We start from the raw sequence: 16,601 nt of genomic DNA, 5'->3' as shown, positions 1-16,601 counted from the left end.
CTATGCTGTGTCGCCCGCACCAAGATCGTCAAGCTGTGAACTGTGTCAACAAGCCTTCGACGCTCCGTACCACCACGTGGGCCGCGGCTCGTTCGGCCGGCGGCCGGTCCGATCGTTCTGCCTCATGCCGCCAGCGAAGCACCGCGTCGAGTCCGGCTTCGTAAACCTCGCCGGGATCGGTGCCCGTTTCGAGACCAAGCCGCTCTTCGGGCGCCGTCCCTTGCGCGCCGAGCAGCTGCGTCGCTTCTTCCGCCGGTTCACCGGACAGCGCGGTCCGCCCGCCCCGGATGTCGGCGATCAGGCGTAACTCGCGGAAATCGTGCGCGGTCACGGAGAAGCGTTCGACGCGGGCGACCAGCCGGTCACTGTGCGGGCGAGGTTCGGCCTGCAGCACTGTTTCCAGACAGATCACGGCGGTCCGCGCGCGCAACGCGTCGGCACGCGCGGCGAAGCAGCCGGCGATCGTGTCCCGCAATTCTCCCAGCCCACTGCGACGGACAAGCTCGGTCGACAGCTTCGGCCTGGTGTCACAACCCGTGCGAATGAGCGTGAGCGCGAGCTTCACGCCGAAGAGGCCGAATCTCGCGACGAGAGAACGCCGGGTCTCTGCCGATACCGGCCCGGGGAAGGCAGGATCTATGAACGAGTCGACGGAAAGCAGGTGCCGTTCCAGTTCTTCGCGCGGCACCGCCGCGAAGGCGGCCAAGAGTTCAAATTCGTCGTTGGTGAACGCGCGGGCGCCGTACGCGAGCTGCGCGGCTACCGCGATTACGCCTTGGAATCCGCTGCACAGCGGATCTTCGCGCCACGCGCGTCGTGCGAGCTGCTTCGCGGTGAGCAACGCGTCGATCCGTCCCGCGCCCGTCTCGTCGGAGCGGGCGAGCACCAGCACCGTGTCAACGGCTGTCTGCCGCGCGAACGTCGAAGTCGCTGTCGGACGAAGCGTCGCCACCTCGTCCGGATCAAGGTGACGAAGCAGCCGTATAGACGCATCGGTGAGCTTCGTCGGCGAAGGATCGTCAACCAGTTCGAGATTGCGAAGCGCCCGAGACGGCCAATCGCTGAGGGCTGCCGCAAGCGTGGACTTCCCCGTACCGGCAGCGCCAGTGATGCCCACACGCAACGGCTCGTCGAGATGGTCCAGCGCTTCGCGCAACAGGGCGGACGCACGTCGGCTGTCTCGATAGCACGCGTACGCGTCGGCCAGCAGCGCGCGAACGTCTTCGGTCACGCAGGAAGCTCCTTCGGCGCCCGTCCGGCCCGCAAGCCGAGTTCGCCCGCACGCTGGTGCAAGCCGGCCAGCCGGTCGATCTCGCGGCGCAACCGCGCGGTCCGGCGTTCCCGCTCGGCCGAACCGGCGATGATCGTCTCGCGCTCCCGTGCCAGCTCGTCGGCCAGATCCTCGGCGAGCGCGGTGAAGTGGTCGCGCAGCTTCCGCTGGACGTGCCGGATCGCGTCCCGGCATTCCTTGCTGAACCGGAGGAAAACGTCGTCGACGTGGCGTTGAGCGGTCATCTTCGCCACCGCCTGGCGACGTTGCCGCCGCATCCCGCCCTCGTCGCTGATCGTCTTCGCGGCGAACGCCACCCCCGCGCCGAGCGAGATCGGGTTGATCAGCGGCAGTCCCGCCAGCCCGGTCACCAGGCCGAACATCAGCACCCCGCCGTAGGAACCGCGCAGCCCGGTGAACGCCTTCTGGCCGATCTTGAACCGTTCGATGCGCGGCTGCCGGACCTCCGCGATCCGATCCGCACCGGATTCGGGCGGTGTGACCCGATCCAGGTCGTACTGCACACCGAACGTCGCGGCCACCGCCTGCGCGATCCACTCCGCGCGCTCGGCAGTGAAGGTGTACGTGGTTTCGACCGCTTCCGCGAGCGCGCGATCCAGCCACGGACCGAACTCGTCCCACACCTTCACCGGGTCACCGCGGTCGAAGGTCTCGTCGATCGTCTCCACGATCCGCCGGGTGCGCTCCCGGAGGTCGTACTCGGCGTCCGACTGCAGATCCGCGATCTCGTCGGAGAGCAGGTTCTGCCAGCGGCCGTTGCGGCGGCGCAGTTCGTCGGCCCGGCGCTGCGCGCGGTTGAGCAGCGTGGCCTGGTCGACGCCCGCTTCCTGCCCGGCCTCCTCCGCGCGCAGCCGCAGCGCCTCCACCAGCTCCGCCGCCGCCGCCCGCACGCTCACCGCGGCCACCAGCGCGGACCGGCTCTCCGGCGGCCGCGACACCTGGCCGGCGATCCAGCCGAGCAGGTCCGGGAACCCGGACCGGGTGTTGAGCTCCTGGTCCCCTGCCTTCGCCGCGGCGAACCGGACCGTCGAGGACACCGGCAGCACCGCCGCGTCGATCCCGGACTCGGACAGCGCCGCGCGATTCCGCTCCGCGACCGCCCGCCAGCCGGGGCAGACGTCGATCTTGGTCAACGCCACCACGACGTGCGGGCACCAGGTGCGGACGTGATGTGCCAAGGCGAGTTCGGCCGCGCCGAGCACCGTGGTCGCGTCCGAGACGAGCACCACCGCGTCGGCCTCGGCCAGCACGTCCAGCGCAGCCGCGGTGCGCGGCGAACGGGGATCCCCGACGGCCGGCGTATCGACCAGCACCAGCCCCGCGGACAGCAGATCCCGCGGAACCCCGACCTCGACCCGGCGCAGCGAACCGGCCGGCCGCGCGCCGACCTCCCCGGTCAACCGCTCGACCGGAACCGGAATACGTTCGTCCGCACGCCCGACGAGCGTCGCACCGGGCTCGGCCGCGTAACCGACTTCAACCGGCACTGCCGGAGTAGCCGCGTCGCCGACCGCACAGACCGGCGCGTTCAGCACCGCATTGACGAGATTGCCCTTGCCCTGCTTCGCGAATCCGAGCACGGCGATCCGGGTACCACCGGACGCACGATCGCGACGTCGGCGCAACCGCTGCACCAAGTCCGCACGGCCGTGCGTACGGCAGGCATCCAAAGCCTCATCGAGTACTTCGAGCCATGCAGGAGCCGTCACGACGAAGAAGTCTCCCCCAGGCACAGGGAGTATCGGAAGCCGGTAGGCGGCTCCGCAAGCCGAGCTACACCCACGAAGCCACCTCCGGCGCGCCGCTACTCAGCGTACGTTCAGAAGGAAAGGTGCAGCTCGCCGCTGTGCGAGGTTTCGGCGCCGGCGTGCAGGTCCGAGCCGGGGCCCTGGTGCGCGACATCCGGAACCTGCGAGACGGTGTCGTGGACGGCACCAACCCCGGCGTCAGCGCCGTGCTGCGGGGACTCGCTCCCCCAGTCCGGTGCTGTGTGCGTAAGCGCCTGGACCTGGTGCGTCGCAGCGTCCGCGACGTGGTTCACGCCCTGCGCGCTGAGTGCCCCCGACAAGCTGCCGACGTTCTGGGTCACCGTGCCGGCCAAGTCGCTGCCGTGCCCAGCCACGCCGCCACCGGCGTCGGTGAGGTGAGCCGCGTCGACGGCGCCTGGAGCCGCGGGAGTCGCTGGGGCCGCGGCGCCAACCTCGCCGGCCGCATGCTGAACCTGCCCGACCGCACCAGCGGCCCGCGCGACCGGCGCGGCGTCCAGTCCGTGAGACAGATCGCCGCCCAGCCCGAACACACTGCCCGGCTGCTGCGCGAGCGCGGCGGCCGACGCTGCCGCGTTCTGCATCTCGCCGTTCTGGATCTCGCTGTTCTGCATCTCACCGGCCCCTGGCACCGACGGCAGGTCACCTGCCGAAGGCAGCGAAGGTTCGCCGGCCGCGGGAAGACCGAGCGACGCAGTGAGCGCGTGCAGCTGGTCGATGGCGCCCTGCGGCCTGTCCGCGACGGCACCGGTCAGGTCACCCGCGGGCACCTGTCCAAGCGCGGCCGGGCCGCCGGCCGGAACGGAGTCGAGCACCAGCGGGAGAACCTCCCGCACGTCGGCGGCGCTGATGTCGCCCAGCCCGGCGGCGGCCAGCGCCGACTGCGGATCCTGGCCGAATGCGGCCAGCGCGGCGGGATCGTGGAGCAGGGTGAGCGTGAAGTCGTGCAGGGTCTGCACCGGGTTCATGGCGGGGATCTCCACTTGTCGTGTTTACCGGGACACCCGGACCTCCCCGGCCAGGCTGGCGGTCAAGGTAGGCCGGGGACACCCCCGCTCACATCGGGGTTTACACCCAGTCGCGCCTCGCTCAGCCGTTAGGGGGTCGATATGAGATCGTTAGGGAGTTAGGGACTCGGACACGCGAAACCCGGTTGGGTTAAATCCCCTTCCACCCTTGCCCGGCTCTCTCGTCCGGGTGAGGATGCTGTACCCGTTCCGTGATTGCGCCCCTCTGACCCGGCCATGCAGCGACGAAGGGAGGAAGCGGCGGTGCCCCACGTGCTCGGCATCGACATCGGCCCGGCCCGGACCCACGCCGCGACCCGGCGCAGGCACAGCGGGCAGTGGACCGATCCGGAACCGTTGTGGCTGGGCGAAACCACCCCCGCGACCGCGACCGCGCTCTTCCTCGACGACGAGGGCTACCTGATCACCGGCGACGCGGCCGTCCGGGAAGGCGCCGCGGTTCCGTCCCGCCTGATGACCGGTTTCCACCGCCGCATCGGCGACGACGTCCCGGTTTTCGTCGGCGGTACGCCGTTCACCCCGGAATCCTTGACCACGGTCGTGGTGGAGGCCGTCGCCGACCTCGCGGGCAACGGCCCGCCACGGCACCTCGTTGTCACCCATCCGGGCGACTGGGGCGGGTACCGTCGCGAACTCCTGCGCCGCACCCTGACCGGCGCCGGTTTCCCCGCGGTGACCCTCGTACCGAGCGCCGTCGCCGCCTTGCACGCCCACCTCCCGGACACCGGTCAGGGCGAACGAACCGCCGCAGTATGCGAATTCGGCCCCGATGGCGTCACCGTCACCCTGGCCACGTCGGCGGCCACCACAGGCTGGTTCTCCCGTAACAGCACCGAAGGCGTCGCCCCCACGGCTGCGTTGAGCAGCGCATTCTCCTTGGCGCAGAGCGCAAACGTCGCTCCAGAAGCCCTGTCCGGCATCGTCTTCTGCGGCGACCCCGGCCCCGGCGCGCTCCCGGGACGCCTGCCCTGCCCGGTTTTCGCCGGTCCGCAACCCGCCCTCACCGCAGCGCTCGGCGCCGCTACCTTGGCCGCGCACCGAACCGCCACCCCGGCCCAGCAGCACCGCGTCTCCCCACGCTCCACCGGCCCGCGCCCCGGTACTGCCCAAACCGGCTCCCCCGTCGATCACCCGGACGCCCCTGGCGACGATCTCCCCGCACTCGTCGACGACCGCCCGGGCACCACTCACCGCCAGGCCGGCGACCTCGCCGGGCCGAACCCCCGCACGGCCAAGAAAACCAGCTCGCCCACCGAAAAACGCCCTGCCGTGCCGACCGACGGCACCAGCCGACGCCCCCGCACCGCCCGGCAACCCGGCGACACCGCGGACAAGCGGCCCCGCACCACAGGCCGCAAGACCGGCAAGCACGCCGACCGGGCCACCACCGTTGCCCAGCACCATTCCGGCGCCCTTACCCCGCACGGCGCCGGGGACCCCGCACAGCCCGAACCGGCGGCCGCGGAGACCATCCTGCTTCCGCGCGTCGACGACCCCGCCGATCTCCCCGAACGGCCCGAACGGCCGCCGGTGGAGATCACCCCGTTCGAGTTGCCCGAGCCCGAAGGTTTCGCGAAGCTCTTCCGCCGCTGGCGTCCCCTCGCGGCCGCGGCCGCGGTGCTCGCGATCGCCGCGTCGGTCCTGATCGCCATCTTCTCGTCGCACCCGGCGACGGCCGACCGGCAACCCGGCTCTCCCCCTCCCCCCGCCCCGAGTTCGTGCAACCGCCCGGCCACGGCTCCCACCGGTGAAGGTCACTGTTGAACGCACTGCTGGCGAAAACCGACACCGTGCACCCTGCCGTCCACCGTCTGCTCGCGGAGCACGGCGCGTCCGCGAGCCCGGTGCGCCTGGTCGTCGTCGCCCCGGGCGGCTACGGCAAAACCGCCCTCCTCGGCGCACTGGACCGCGGCTACCGCGCAGCCGGGGTGACCGCGACCGTGGTCGACGACGCGGACCAGCTCGACGACGAAGATCTCGCCAAGCTCACCGTCCTGGCTTCGTCCGCCGAAGGTCCCGTCGTGGTGGCCCACCGCCCGAATCCACGCGCCGAAGCGTTGCGCGGTCTCGGCGAGACGTTCTTGCTTCCCCCCTTGGACGTCGGCGAGGTCGCCAAACTCGCGCGCCACCTGACCGGCCGCGCGGTGGACCCCGCCGCTGCCCTCGCGCTCCACACTCGCACCGGCGGCGTCCCGAGGCTCGTCGAACGCGTCGTGACGGATCGGCTGGAAGCCTTTCGCAGCGAATTGGCCGACCTGGACGAGGACGTCCTCCACTACCTGATCGCGTCCGAAGCCGGAGCAAGCCGCAACCTGGATTTGTTGTGCGCGCTACTGAACTGCTCACCCGACGCGCTGCCGGCAGTCGTGGACGGCGCCCGCGCCACCGGCCTGCTCGACCACGAAGACGCTCTGCTGCCCGTGGCCGCACAAGCCGTGCGCGGCTACGCGCCCCCCGCGCGGCGCCTGGCTGTCGTACAGCAACTGGTGGAAGCCCAGCTACGCCAAGGCCTGCCGATACTGGACCTCGCGCGCTCGTTGCTGGACGCAGGCAGCTCCGGTGCTTCGGCGGCCACCGCATTCGCCACCGCCGCCCAGGAAGCCCTGCCGAGTGACACAATCCTGGCCGCGCGTCTGTTCGAGGCCGCCGCCGACGCAGGCGCCCGCGACGCGACGACCACGATCGGCTGGGCCCGAGCCGCCGCGTTGTCCGGAGATTTGGACACCGCCCTCCGTCTCGGCGACGGCATGCTGTCCGGCGACGACCCGGAATCCCGTGCCGCAGGAGCGGAAATAGCCGCGACGGTCCTCGCCCACCGAGGCGAACTGGCCCGGAGCGCAGAGCTGTACCGCTGGGCCGCGACCCTCACTCCGCATCCTTCCGGCGCCACGCACAACCCGACGCCCGATGCTGATCGGCAGCCGCCTTTCCACGGTGAAGATCTCGCATCCCGTTCTCCGCAAGAGTTTCCGGTGAGCGACCGATGGGCAGGTCCCGGCGCCGTCACCGCGTTCGCCGCGATCGCCCTCGTCGGTACAGGACAATGCGGTGAAGGCCGGAAACTCGCGAAAGCACCGGCGCCCGGAGTCGCGCCGACCTTGTTCACCGGCGCCGTGGCGCGGACCTCGAACGGCGTCGTGGAATCGGTGACCGGGTACGGCACCGAAGCGTTGCCCGAACTCGTCGGCGCCGCGACAATGCTCGAACCCGCCTTCGCCGGATCGCCCTTGCCGGACAGCCCCGCCGCACTGGCCGCGCTCGCCGGACTGCATTCAGGCGAGCTGGCACTGGCGGAATCAGTACTGGACCGGGCTCTTTCCCACGGCGTCGGCGGTACCTTGCTGGCGTCCCGCCATCGTCTCCTGCTCGGGTGGGTAGCCATGACGGGCGGTGATCTCGCGACGGCAGCCGAACACCGCGACGCCGCCGCGGGCGCGAAGCTGGAAGCCCGCGACGAGTTGTTCTTCGCCACGCTGGAACTCGGCCTGGCCCGGCGGGCGAGCGACCTCGCCGGCCTGCAACGCTCGTGGGATCGCGCGTACCAGGCGTCGATGCGCCAGCAGGTGGATCTCTTCACCCTGCTGCCGCTGGGCGAGCTGGCGATCGCCGCCGCCCGGACCGGCGCGCAGGCCAAAATCCGGCACCGGCTCGAACGCGCGCACGCCATGCTCGACCACCTCGACAACCCTCCTTTGTGGACAGTCTCGCTACACTGGCACGAGCTGCATGCGGCAATCACCTCGGAAGACCGGCCCGGCGCCGAACGCCACCTGTCGGCCCTGACCCGGTTTGCCGGCTCCGGACGCTATCCCGCTGCTCTGGCCGGCGCCGCGAAGTGCTGGCTCGCCGTGATCAGCGGCAGCTTCGACCCCCGCGAGACGGCCGAGGCCGCCGCGGAACTCTACGAACTCGACCTCTGCTGGGATGCTTCCCGCCTGGCCGGGCAGGCCGCGATCCGCACCTCCGACCGCAAGGCGATGGTCCAGCTCCTGGAAGCCGCCCGCCAATTCCAAGGCACCGCGGGCCGTCCCGAATCTCCCACCGCGGTGGCCGGCACCGCCCACGGACTGAGCACCTTGAGCGAGCGGGAGCTGGAAGTCGCCCGGCTCGTCGTGGACGGCCTGACCTACAAGCAAGCCGGCAGCAAGCTGTTCATCTCGGGCAAGACCGTCGAGCACCACATGGCCCGCATCCGCGGCAAACTCGGTTCAGCGGACCGGCGGGAGCTGCTGTCCACCCTGCGTGAGCTGCTCGCCAAGCCCACCAACCCCTGAAAGCTCCACCCGGAACCCGTCGCGTCAGCCGAACCGTCCGTGGACGTAGTCGGCGGTACGCGAGTCGACGGGTGAGTCGAACACCTGGCTCGTGTCGCCGTGTTCGACGATCGCGCCCGGAGTGCCCTCCTCGGCGAGGAAGAACGCGCACTGGTCCGATACCCGCTGCGCCTGCTGCATGTTGTGCGTCACGATGACGATGGTGACCTCGCTGGTCAGGTCCGCGATCGTCTCCTCGATCCGGCGGGTCGAGGTCGGGTCGAGTGCCGAACACGGCTCGTCCATCAGCAACACCGTCGGCCGCACGGCGAGCGACCGCGCGATGCACAGCCGTTGCTGCTGCCCGCCGGACAGGGCGCCGCCGGGCTGCCGGAGCCGGTCACGCACTTCCCGCCACAGTCCCGCGCGCGTCAGGCATTCCTGCACGAGGTCGTCGCGTTCGTCCCGGCGCACCTTGGTCCCGGTGAGCTTGAGACCGGCCGTCACGTTGTCGTAGATGGACATCGCGGGGAACGGGTTGGGCTTCTGGAACACCATCCCGATATGCCGGCGAACCTCGGTCAGCTTCCAGACCGAGTCGTAGATGTCGACCTCCCCCAGCAGCACCTCGCCGGCCAGCGACGCGCTCGGGATCAGCTCGTGCATCCGGTTCAGCGTGCGCAGGAACGTCGATTTGCCGCAGCCGGACGGGCCGATCAGCGCGGTGACCGACTGCGCGGGCATCGTCAGCGACACCCGGTCGAGCACCTTGTGGTCGCCGAACCACGCCGACACCGCGCGGGCCTCCAGCGTCGCGGCGTCGTTTTCGGCCTCGACGACGTCGAAGGGCTGCGTGATGGTCACTTCTTCCTCCATGGTCACAACAGGTTCGGCAACAGCGAAGCAATCGAGTCGGCGACCGCGAGGCCCAGCGCACCCAGCACGGGCACGCCGATCACCCACGCCTGCCACATGCCGAGCCGCTGATGCGTATAGACCACGCCGCCCGCCGACAGCAGCATGACCAGCGCCCAGCCGACAACCGGGATCAGCGCCCCCTCGTCACCGGCCATCGGCTGCTCCGAATCGGGCAACGCGTAGGCGGGCAGCCTGGCGCTGGCCTCAACGGCCGGGGTGACCAGCTGGGCGTCCACGCGCAGCACATCGCTCGGCAGGTAAGGCGGTCCGTCGGCGGTGACCAGCGTGAGCCTGCCGTCGGTCTTGCCGGGCGCGGCGACCTGGGGGTCGTTCGCGCGCCGTACGCCGATCACCCGGAACTGGTGCACGCCCTGGCCGGTGGTCACGGTGATCGGATCACCGCGCCTGAGCTCCCCGATCCGCTGGAACGGACCGCCGTACGCGGCCCTCCGGGCCAGCACGACGCTGACCCCGACTTGCCCTGGCAGCACGGTGTCACGCAGGTGTCCAGGGCCGGATTTCAGTGCGCCGGGCGAAGTTCCCTCGCCCACCACTTCTTCCACACCCAGCTGAGGAATCGAGAGCACCGCGACCGGCGTGCCGGACGGAAGCAGGCGCCCGCCCGCATCCAGCGAGGCGACCGGCGCGGTCGCATTGGCGAGCTGGTTGCGGAACTCGGCGAAGTTCCGATCCTGGTCCCGGTTGTGCTGCAGCCCCCCGATCAAGGCGAGCTGCGCCAGCAGGCTCAGCGCGAGCACCCCGAGGATCGTCAGTGCGTGCGCGACGATCCGCGTCCCCGCGCGAGCGGAGGGTACGGATCCACCGGGTTGTTCGGGCGCGCTTGGCGGGGCGGACGGGGCCGGTTCGGTGACCGTCATTCCGGCCACGCCGACCGCGCGACCTCGCGCCGGCGCCGCGTCACCAGCACCGCGAGAATGCCCACACCGAGCAACCCGAGCCCGGCGAGCGTGAGCAGGCCGGCCGGGACTCCGGTGCTGGCCAGCTTCTTGTCACCGGGGTTGCTGGGAGTATCGCCGCCCGGACCGCGGGGCGTCGTGTCCGTCGGCGCGACGCCGCCCGGATCAGTGCTGGTGGCCGACTCGGTCGTGCTCGTGGTGGTGGAGGTCTCCGGGGCCGGGCTCGTGGTCTCGGTGGGCGTGGTGGTGCTGGTATGCCCGCTGGAGCTGGTCGTGGTCGTGGTCGTGGTCGGCGGCGAGGCGGGATCCGTGACCGTGTAATGCGTCGCGTCGGTGAACCACAGCGGCATGGTGAAGGTGCCCTTCACCTCCTGCGAGAATCCGTCCACGCAGTTGGCCACGATGTCGTAGCGGCCCGGCTGCACCGTGCCCTGGTTGTCGACGGCTATGTCCTTAAAGGACAGTCCCTGGAAGATGGGGAAACCGGCGTCGTGCGCGATGCCGACATCTGTGGTCGTGGTCCCGATCAGGCCGGGCTCGAATACCCCGGGGCCGTAGATGAACAGGTTGTACGAGTCGGCGTCGGCCGGGCACCCCGCCGAGGTGGTGTAGTGCGGCGCGTTGACATCTGTGCCCTTCTTGGCGACGTCCTCGACGGTCAGCGTGCCGAGCGTGGCCGCCGGCACCGCGGCCTGGGCGACCCCGAACATGGTGCCGGCCGCGGCCAGCAGGCTGAGCAGGGCCAGGGCGGCTCCGCGCTTACGCATGACGTTCCTTCCGGTTGCGGCGGGCGAACAGCACAGTGACGATGCCGGCGCCGAGCAGCCCGACCCCGGCCAGCGCGAAGTAGCCGACGGGGACGCCGGTGCTGGCCAGGCCACGCCTGTCGATCGTGGTGCCGACCGTCTGCGCCCCGGCGCCACCACTGGTGTCCGCTCCGGTGCCGTCGGGGGCGAGCGCACTGGTGCTCGAACCCGTCGTGGTGGTGGTCTCACTCGGCGACGAAGTGGTGTCGCCGGTCGAGGTCGTGCTGGAGGTACTCGTAGTCGACGTGCCGGTGCTGGACGTGGGCGTCGAGGTGCTGGGGCGCGTCGTGGTCGTCGTGGTGCTGCTGGACGACGTCGGTGTGCTGGTGGGTGTCGTGGTCGTTCCGGTCGGAGTCGTGGACGACGTCGAGGTCGTGGTCGTCGTAGTGGTGGTCGGCTCAGTCGTCGTAGTCGTTGGCTCGGTGGTGGTCGGTTCCGTCGTGATGGTGCTCGTTGTGGTGGTGCTCGTGGTCGGCTCTGTTGTCGTGGTCGTAGTCGTCGGCTCCGTTGTCGTGGTCGTCGGAGTCGTGGTGGTCGGCTCGGTCGTCGTGGTCGGCTCGGTCGTCGTGGTCGTGGTGGTCGGCTCGGTCGTCGTCGTGGTGCCGGTCGTGGTGGTCGTCGTGGGCGGCGCGGCGGGGTCGGTGTCCTGGTAATGCGTCGCGTCGGTGAACCACAGCGGCATCGTGAAGGTGCCGATGACCTCCTGCGAGAACGAGTCCACGCAGTTGACGACCACGTCGTAGCGGCCGGCCTGCACGGTCGTCTGGTGATCGGTCGCGATGTCCTTGAACGACAGGCCCTGGAAGATCGAGAAGCTCGACGTGTGCGAAAGACCCACGTCGGTCGTCGTCGTCCCGATCAGGCCGGGGGCGAAACCACCCGGCCCGTGGACGTAGAGGTTGTATCCGTCGGCCGTATCAGGGCAGCCCGCGGAGGTCATGTAGACCGGGGCCTGCACATCCCGCCCGGTGGCCGGCGACGCGGACAGCGAGCCGAGGGTGGCCTCGGGTGTGGCCGCCGCCGCGACGGTCACCGCGGTGCCGGCGATCACCAGCAGGCCGAGCCCGGCGAGTGCCACCTGGCGCTTTCTCATCTTCTTCGTCTCCTAGGGTGAATTACTCGGACCGGGACCGGCGTCTGCGCATGACCACCGCGAGGACCACGGCGGCCACGGCGAGCGCGATCGCGGCGACGAACAGGAACGGCTGCAACCAACCGTCCGTTGTGGACTGATCGGGCTTTCCCGCGGCAATCGGCGCCGTCGCCGTGCTGCTTGTCGGGTGTCCTTCGCCGGAACCGGTTCCGGGCGCGACGGTGCCCGGCGCGGGGCTGCCCGCAGGCGCGCTGGGCGGCGGCATCTCCAGCTCCGCACGCGGCGACATCGTGTTGGGGCCCTTGGCATCGCCGAGTGCGGCGTAGCGGCCCGGCGCGGAAACCCGGATGGTGCCGGCGAACTCGGCCTTGTGCTCCTGCGAGAACGAGTCGACGCAGTACACCGACACCTGGTAGTCACCGGTGAACGTGGTGTTGGCGTCTGCCGCGAAGTCGTGCAGCGTCTCCGACGGGTACACGTCGAAGCCCTGCTTGCGCGACATGCCTGCGCTGGTGGTCGCGGTGATGACCACCCCGTCCTTCGGCAGACCATGGCCACGCATGACCGCGTTGTAAGCGTCCGCGCCCGCGGGGCACCCGCCACTGGTGTGCAGCTTCATCGGAGCGGCGTCGGCGCTGTCTCCCGGCGTGACGACCAGGCCCGCCGCGCGCAGAGGCTCAGCCTGCGTCGGCATGCTCGGTCACCTCCTCCGGCTCAGTGGGAGTGCCGCGACGACGACGGCGGCGCCGGATCCAGAACACGAGGGCCAGTACCAGCACCACGAACACGGCGAGGTACAGCCACGGGATCGCGGCGACCGTCGCGCTCTCCTCCGCGGCCGGAGCGCTCGGATCAGCCTGTCCCGTTACGGTAATGGGATCGACGTGCACGGTGCCGGTGAGCCACCCCGCGGGCAGCAGGCCGCCGACCTTCGTGCTCATCTTCATCGACGATCCGGGCAGCAGCTCGGGAATCGCGGCCAGGTCAGGAGCGTCCACAGTGGACCCCCAGGGCGTGGAAACCTTCGCCCACTGCTTGCCGGAGAGCCGCACGTTGCCGGTGTTGCGCACGACATAGCTCATCGTCGCCTCACCACGGCCCAGCAGGCTGCCGTGGTAGTCAACGGAAAGGTCGGTGATCGACAGGGCAGGGTGCAGCTCACCGCTGACCCGCGCGTAGATCCGCGCGCCCACACGCTGCTCGACGGCGAGTTTCTGACCGTTGGCCTGGGTCTGCTCGGTAGCCAGCGACGCGACGATGCCGCCGGCGTGGTCGCCCGGCGTGGCGTTCGCGGGAATGGTGACGGTGAACGGCACGATCGCGGTCGACCGCGCGGGCACCGACACCGAGTCTTTGCCCGGCACGGCCCAGAGGCCCAGCTCGAGCGGTTTCCGCTTGGCAGCGAGCAGATCGAAGCCGCCCTCCGGGGTGTTGAAGGCGTCGCTGGCGTAGATCCGCAGTTCCACCGGTGACGCGCCCACATTGGACACCGCGAGGTAGTCGGTGATACGAGCGCCTGGGGTCGCGCTGTAGGTGAAGGCGTTGCGCTGGTCGGGAGCCTTCGCCGTGGCGGGCCGGACACCGAAGGTGACCCGGTCGCCGGACGGCTGCGCCAGCGCAGCCGGGGAGACGCCGAGAAAGGCGAGCAGGAGCAGGCCGGCGGCAAGCACACGCGGCAGAATGCGGATCATAAAGGACCTTCCACGGGTGGTTCCCCTGGCCGGGAACGAGCCCGGCCAGGGGAACCGGATACGGCGAATCAAGTGGCCTGCACCACCGCGGGTCAGGTTCCGCTACCCGCACCGGCAAGCAAGCCGTTCCGAGACGTTCCTTAAATCGCGGTGAGGGTCAGCACCGCGGTGTAGGTGCCGGCGACGGTGGACGTCGGCACGTTCAGGGCCAGGCCCGCGCCCAGGTGCGCGGTGCCGTTGCCGCCACCGGGAGCGGCGGTGGCCATGGTGCGGGAACCGGCCAGGCCGACACCGGCCGGCGCGGCGGCACCGGGGGCGAGGGCGGCGGCGGGGTTGACCGCCGGGCCGGCCGTGATGTTCTGCGCGGCCAGCTTGTCGACCACGGCAGGGGTCCAGCCGAGGTTGGCCCCGTTGATCGCGTGCGACTGGCCGTCGCCGAAGTCGGTCACCTGACCGGACACGTTCCAGCCGGGGTTACCGGCGCGAGTGTCCGCGACGGTGACCGGGTTGAGGTCGCCCGCGGTCTGCAGCATCGAAGCGTCCGGCAGCATGGTGGGCGAAGGCAGCGTCACGTTCTTGTTCGCCACGCTGATCAGCAGCTCACCGGCGGTGACCGTGGTGGTGATGTTCTCCGAGGTCGCCACGCCCGCGAAGGTGTTCACGGTCAACGGAACCTGGGCCGACTCCGAGGCAAGGAACACCGCGGGGTCGGTCGGCACGAACTTCGCGGTGAACGAGTGCGCACCCACGGCGAGGGTGGCGGTGTTCAGCGTGGCCGTGCCACCGGCGAGCGCCACCGGGCTGCCGAGGTTCGCGCCGTTGTCGGTGAACTGGATGGCACCGGCCGCCGCACCCGGCGTGACCGTCGCGCTCAGGGCGACCGGCTGGAACTGGGTCGCACTGCCGCTCGGGGTCACCGCGAGGGCGGTGGTGGTGGCCGTCGCCGGCCGCGACTGCACGGCGTAGGTGACCGCCTGCGAGGTGGAACCCTGGATGTTCTGGCTCGCGCCGGTGAACACCGCGGTGAGCGAGTGCGAACCGACCGCCAGCGCAGACGTGTTCAGCGTGGCGACACCGTTGTTCACAGCCACCGGGGAGCCGACGTTGTTGGCGCCGTCCTTGAACTGCACCGTGCCACCCGCCGAGGCCGGGGTGACATTCGCGGTCAGGGTGACCTGGTCGCCCTGGAAGGCCGGAGAGGCCGGGGTGACCGACAGCGACGTGGTCGTGGTGACCGGCTGGTTCGGGTCGACCGAGGTGTAGTGCGTGGCGTCGGTGAAGTACACCGCCGTCGTGAAGGTGCCCTGCACCGCCAGCGAGAACGAGTCGACACAGTTGACCGTGATGTCGTACTCACCGGGGACCACGGTGGTCTGGTTGTCGAGGGCGATGTCCTTGAAGGTCAGGCCCTGCTGCACCGGGAAGCCCGAGGTCGTGGAGAAGTTGACGCTCGTGGTGGTGGTGCCGATGAAGCCGTTGGCCCAGGCGCCCGGGCCCTTGACGAACATGTTGTAGCCGTCGGCCGTGGTGGGGCAGCCCGCCGAGGTGTTGTACACCGGGGCGGTGATGTCCAGTCCGTTGGCCGGGGACACGGTGGCGGTGCCGACGGTGCCGGGTGCCGGGGCCGCGGAAGCGGCAGGCACGGCGCCCAGGGCGCCGGCCAGAACGGCGGCCAGGACGACCCCGCCGGCCGCGACGCGACGCAGGATGTTCTTGGAGTTCATGTGTTCTGGAGTCCTTTCAGGGAATCCGGATCAGGGGGTGTGGATGCTGGTGTCACCACAGTTCGGGTTGATGCCGAACCCGTACTTGGTGATCACGCCGGTGTTGGCGCAGATGGCCGAGGCGTTGCCCGAGAAGACCGTGTTGTACGGCGCCGTGGTGAGAGCCGCGTTCGGCACGACGTTGTACACGTCCCGCTTGAACGTGGAGTCCGTGTTCAGGTCGGTCGGGTTGACGCCGTTGAACGTGGCGAGCATGGCCTTGCCGTGCACGTCCGCCACGACGCCGTAGACCTGGGACTGGTACTGCGCGATCGAATACGGCGCGATGTTCGCCGGCTCCGTCAGGTAGGTACCGGTGTTCTCTTCGATCGGGTTGTTGTTGACGTCCTTGTCCTTCACGCAGGGGAAGGTCGTCGTGTAGTCGGCCGCGTTGGTCAGGCCGAGACTCTGCAGGAAGAACGCCCGTGTGCCCGAGCCGAACTGCGGCAGCAGCGGCTTGTAGGTGGTGCCGACACCGGGCGCGGTGCAGTTGTAGATGCTCTTCAGCTGCGCCGTGGTGAGCTTCTTGGTGATCGAACTGTCCGAGCGGACCGCGTAGGTGACCGCGTCGACCGCGAACGGCACGTAGGTCAGGTTCGCGCCCGGGAAGCTCGCCGAGTTGTTCGCCGAGGAGCGGGCGTACTGCAGGCAGTTGTTGCCCGCGTTCTGCGAGTTGACCAGGGCGGTCACGCCGGCGCCGGAGCTGGCCGGACGCGCGATCGTGCAGTTGGGGTTGGTCGCCGGGTCCTTGGTCGTGATGTTCGTCGAGCCGACCGCGTCGTAGGAACCGAGCACCTTGGTGCCGTTCACGGTGATGGCGTCCGCCAGCCCGTTCATCACGCCCTGCGTGGTGTCGGAGCCGGTGCCGGCGATGTCACGGTAGGTGGGGGTGCCCGACGGGTCGGCCTGCGCGGCGCCGCCCATGGCGAGCACCGCGGACAGTACGACCAGTCCCGCAACCAGGACTTTGCTTCGTTTTCCTGTCACTTCAAGTATCCTTTTCGCAGCAGGATTCCTCCGGGCGGTTGCCCGGCTGTGTTTCTCCGGCGCGGTAGCGGCGCCGGGTCTTGCGGGA

At 70.1% G+C, this 16,601-nt stretch carries 13 protein-coding genes; 2 read left to right on the top strand and 11 right to left on the bottom strand.

Annotation, left to right across the window (positions count from 1 at the left end; genetic code table 11):
- Window positions 1–28: 28 nt before the first annotated feature.
- From D5S19_RS04085 to D5S19_RS04075, 3 genes are all read right to left on the bottom strand, one after another.
- Window positions 29–1,231 carry a P-loop NTPase family protein gene (locus D5S19_RS04085; RefSeq protein WP_120021984.1) on the bottom strand — a complete coding sequence of 401 codons (1,203 nt, stop codon included), beginning with the start codon at window positions 1,229–1,231 and terminating at the stop codon, window positions 29–31.
- Window positions 1,228–3,000 (bottom strand): P-loop NTPase family protein, encoded by a 1,773-nt coding sequence (locus D5S19_RS04080; RefSeq protein WP_199730333.1) that lies wholly within the window; start codon window positions 2,998–3,000, stop codon window positions 1,228–1,230. The genes D5S19_RS04085 and D5S19_RS04080 overlap by 4 nt, the downstream gene beginning before the upstream one ends.
- Before the next feature lie 110 nt (window positions 3,001–3,110).
- The gene (locus D5S19_RS04075) at window positions 3,111–4,040 is read right to left on the bottom strand and encodes an IniB N-terminal domain-containing protein (RefSeq protein WP_233573706.1); all 930 of its coding nucleotides are present in this window, start codon (window positions 4,038–4,040) and stop codon (window positions 3,111–3,113) included.
- A gap of 288 nt (window positions 4,041–4,328) precedes the next feature.
- Here D5S19_RS04075 and D5S19_RS32330 point away from each other — a divergent pair, with 288 nt between their 5' ends.
- Both D5S19_RS32330 and D5S19_RS04060 read left to right on the top strand, forming a co-directional pair.
- Complete coding sequence (locus D5S19_RS32330; protein WP_199730332.1) at window positions 4,329–5,849, top strand: Hsp70 family protein; 1,521 nt, start codon at window positions 4,329–4,331, stop codon at window positions 5,847–5,849.
- On the top strand, window positions 5,846–8,359 hold the full coding sequence (locus tag D5S19_RS04060) for a helix-turn-helix transcriptional regulator (protein WP_120021982.1): 2,514 nt from the start codon (window positions 5,846–5,848) through the stop codon (window positions 8,357–8,359). Before D5S19_RS32330 ends, D5S19_RS04060 begins: the two co-directional genes overlap by 4 nt.
- 24 nt (window positions 8,360–8,383) lie before the next feature.
- On the opposite strand, the gene D5S19_RS04055 is transcribed toward D5S19_RS04060, so the two are convergent.
- The 8 genes from D5S19_RS04055 to D5S19_RS04020 form a co-directional block, all read right to left on the bottom strand.
- A complete protein-coding gene (locus D5S19_RS04055; RefSeq protein WP_407641710.1) occupies window positions 8,384–9,202 on the bottom strand; it encodes a phosphate ABC transporter ATP-binding protein in 819 nt (272 codons plus the stop codon).
- 14 nt (window positions 9,203–9,216) lie between these two features.
- Entirely contained in the window at window positions 9,217–10,134 is a 918-nt protein-coding gene (locus tag D5S19_RS04050; RefSeq protein ID WP_120022047.1) for a sortase, read from the bottom strand.
- Window positions 10,131–10,940 (bottom strand): LPXTG cell wall anchor domain-containing protein, encoded by an 810-nt coding sequence (locus D5S19_RS04045; protein WP_120021980.1) that lies wholly within the window; start codon window positions 10,938–10,940, stop codon window positions 10,131–10,133. The genes D5S19_RS04050 and D5S19_RS04045 overlap by 4 nt, the downstream gene beginning before the upstream one ends.
- Window positions 10,933–12,072: a hypothetical protein gene (locus tag D5S19_RS31930; RefSeq protein WP_158605487.1), complete on the bottom strand. Its 1,140-nt coding sequence runs from the start codon at window positions 12,070–12,072 to the stop codon at window positions 10,933–10,935. The genes D5S19_RS04045 and D5S19_RS31930 overlap by 8 nt, the downstream gene beginning before the upstream one ends.
- Before the next feature lie 22 nt (window positions 12,073–12,094).
- Entirely contained in the window at window positions 12,095–12,766 is a 672-nt protein-coding gene (locus D5S19_RS04035; protein WP_120021979.1) for a hypothetical protein, read from the bottom strand.
- Window positions 12,750–13,763 (bottom strand): WxL protein peptidoglycan domain-containing protein, encoded by a 1,014-nt coding sequence (locus tag D5S19_RS04030; protein WP_120021978.1) that lies wholly within the window; start codon window positions 13,761–13,763, stop codon window positions 12,750–12,752. Before D5S19_RS04030 ends, D5S19_RS04035 begins: the two co-directional genes overlap by 17 nt.
- 140 nt (window positions 13,764–13,903) lie before the next feature.
- Window positions 13,904–15,487: an Ig-like domain-containing protein gene (locus D5S19_RS04025; protein WP_120021977.1), complete on the bottom strand. Its 1,584-nt coding sequence runs from the start codon at window positions 15,485–15,487 to the stop codon at window positions 13,904–13,906.
- A 30-nt stretch (window positions 15,488–15,517) separates the two neighbouring features.
- Window positions 15,518–16,513 (bottom strand): substrate-binding domain-containing protein, encoded by a 996-nt coding sequence (locus tag D5S19_RS04020; RefSeq protein ID WP_233573705.1) that lies wholly within the window; start codon window positions 16,511–16,513, stop codon window positions 15,518–15,520.
- Between the last annotated feature and the right edge of the window lie 88 nt (window positions 16,514–16,601).

Origin of the sequence: Amycolatopsis panacis (assembly GCF_003600245.1) — a bacterium.
In the GTDB taxonomy this organism is placed as follows: domain Bacteria; phylum Actinomycetota; class Actinomycetes; order Mycobacteriales; family Pseudonocardiaceae; genus Amycolatopsis; species Amycolatopsis sulphurea.
This window is presented reverse-complemented; position numbering and strand designations above follow the sequence as displayed.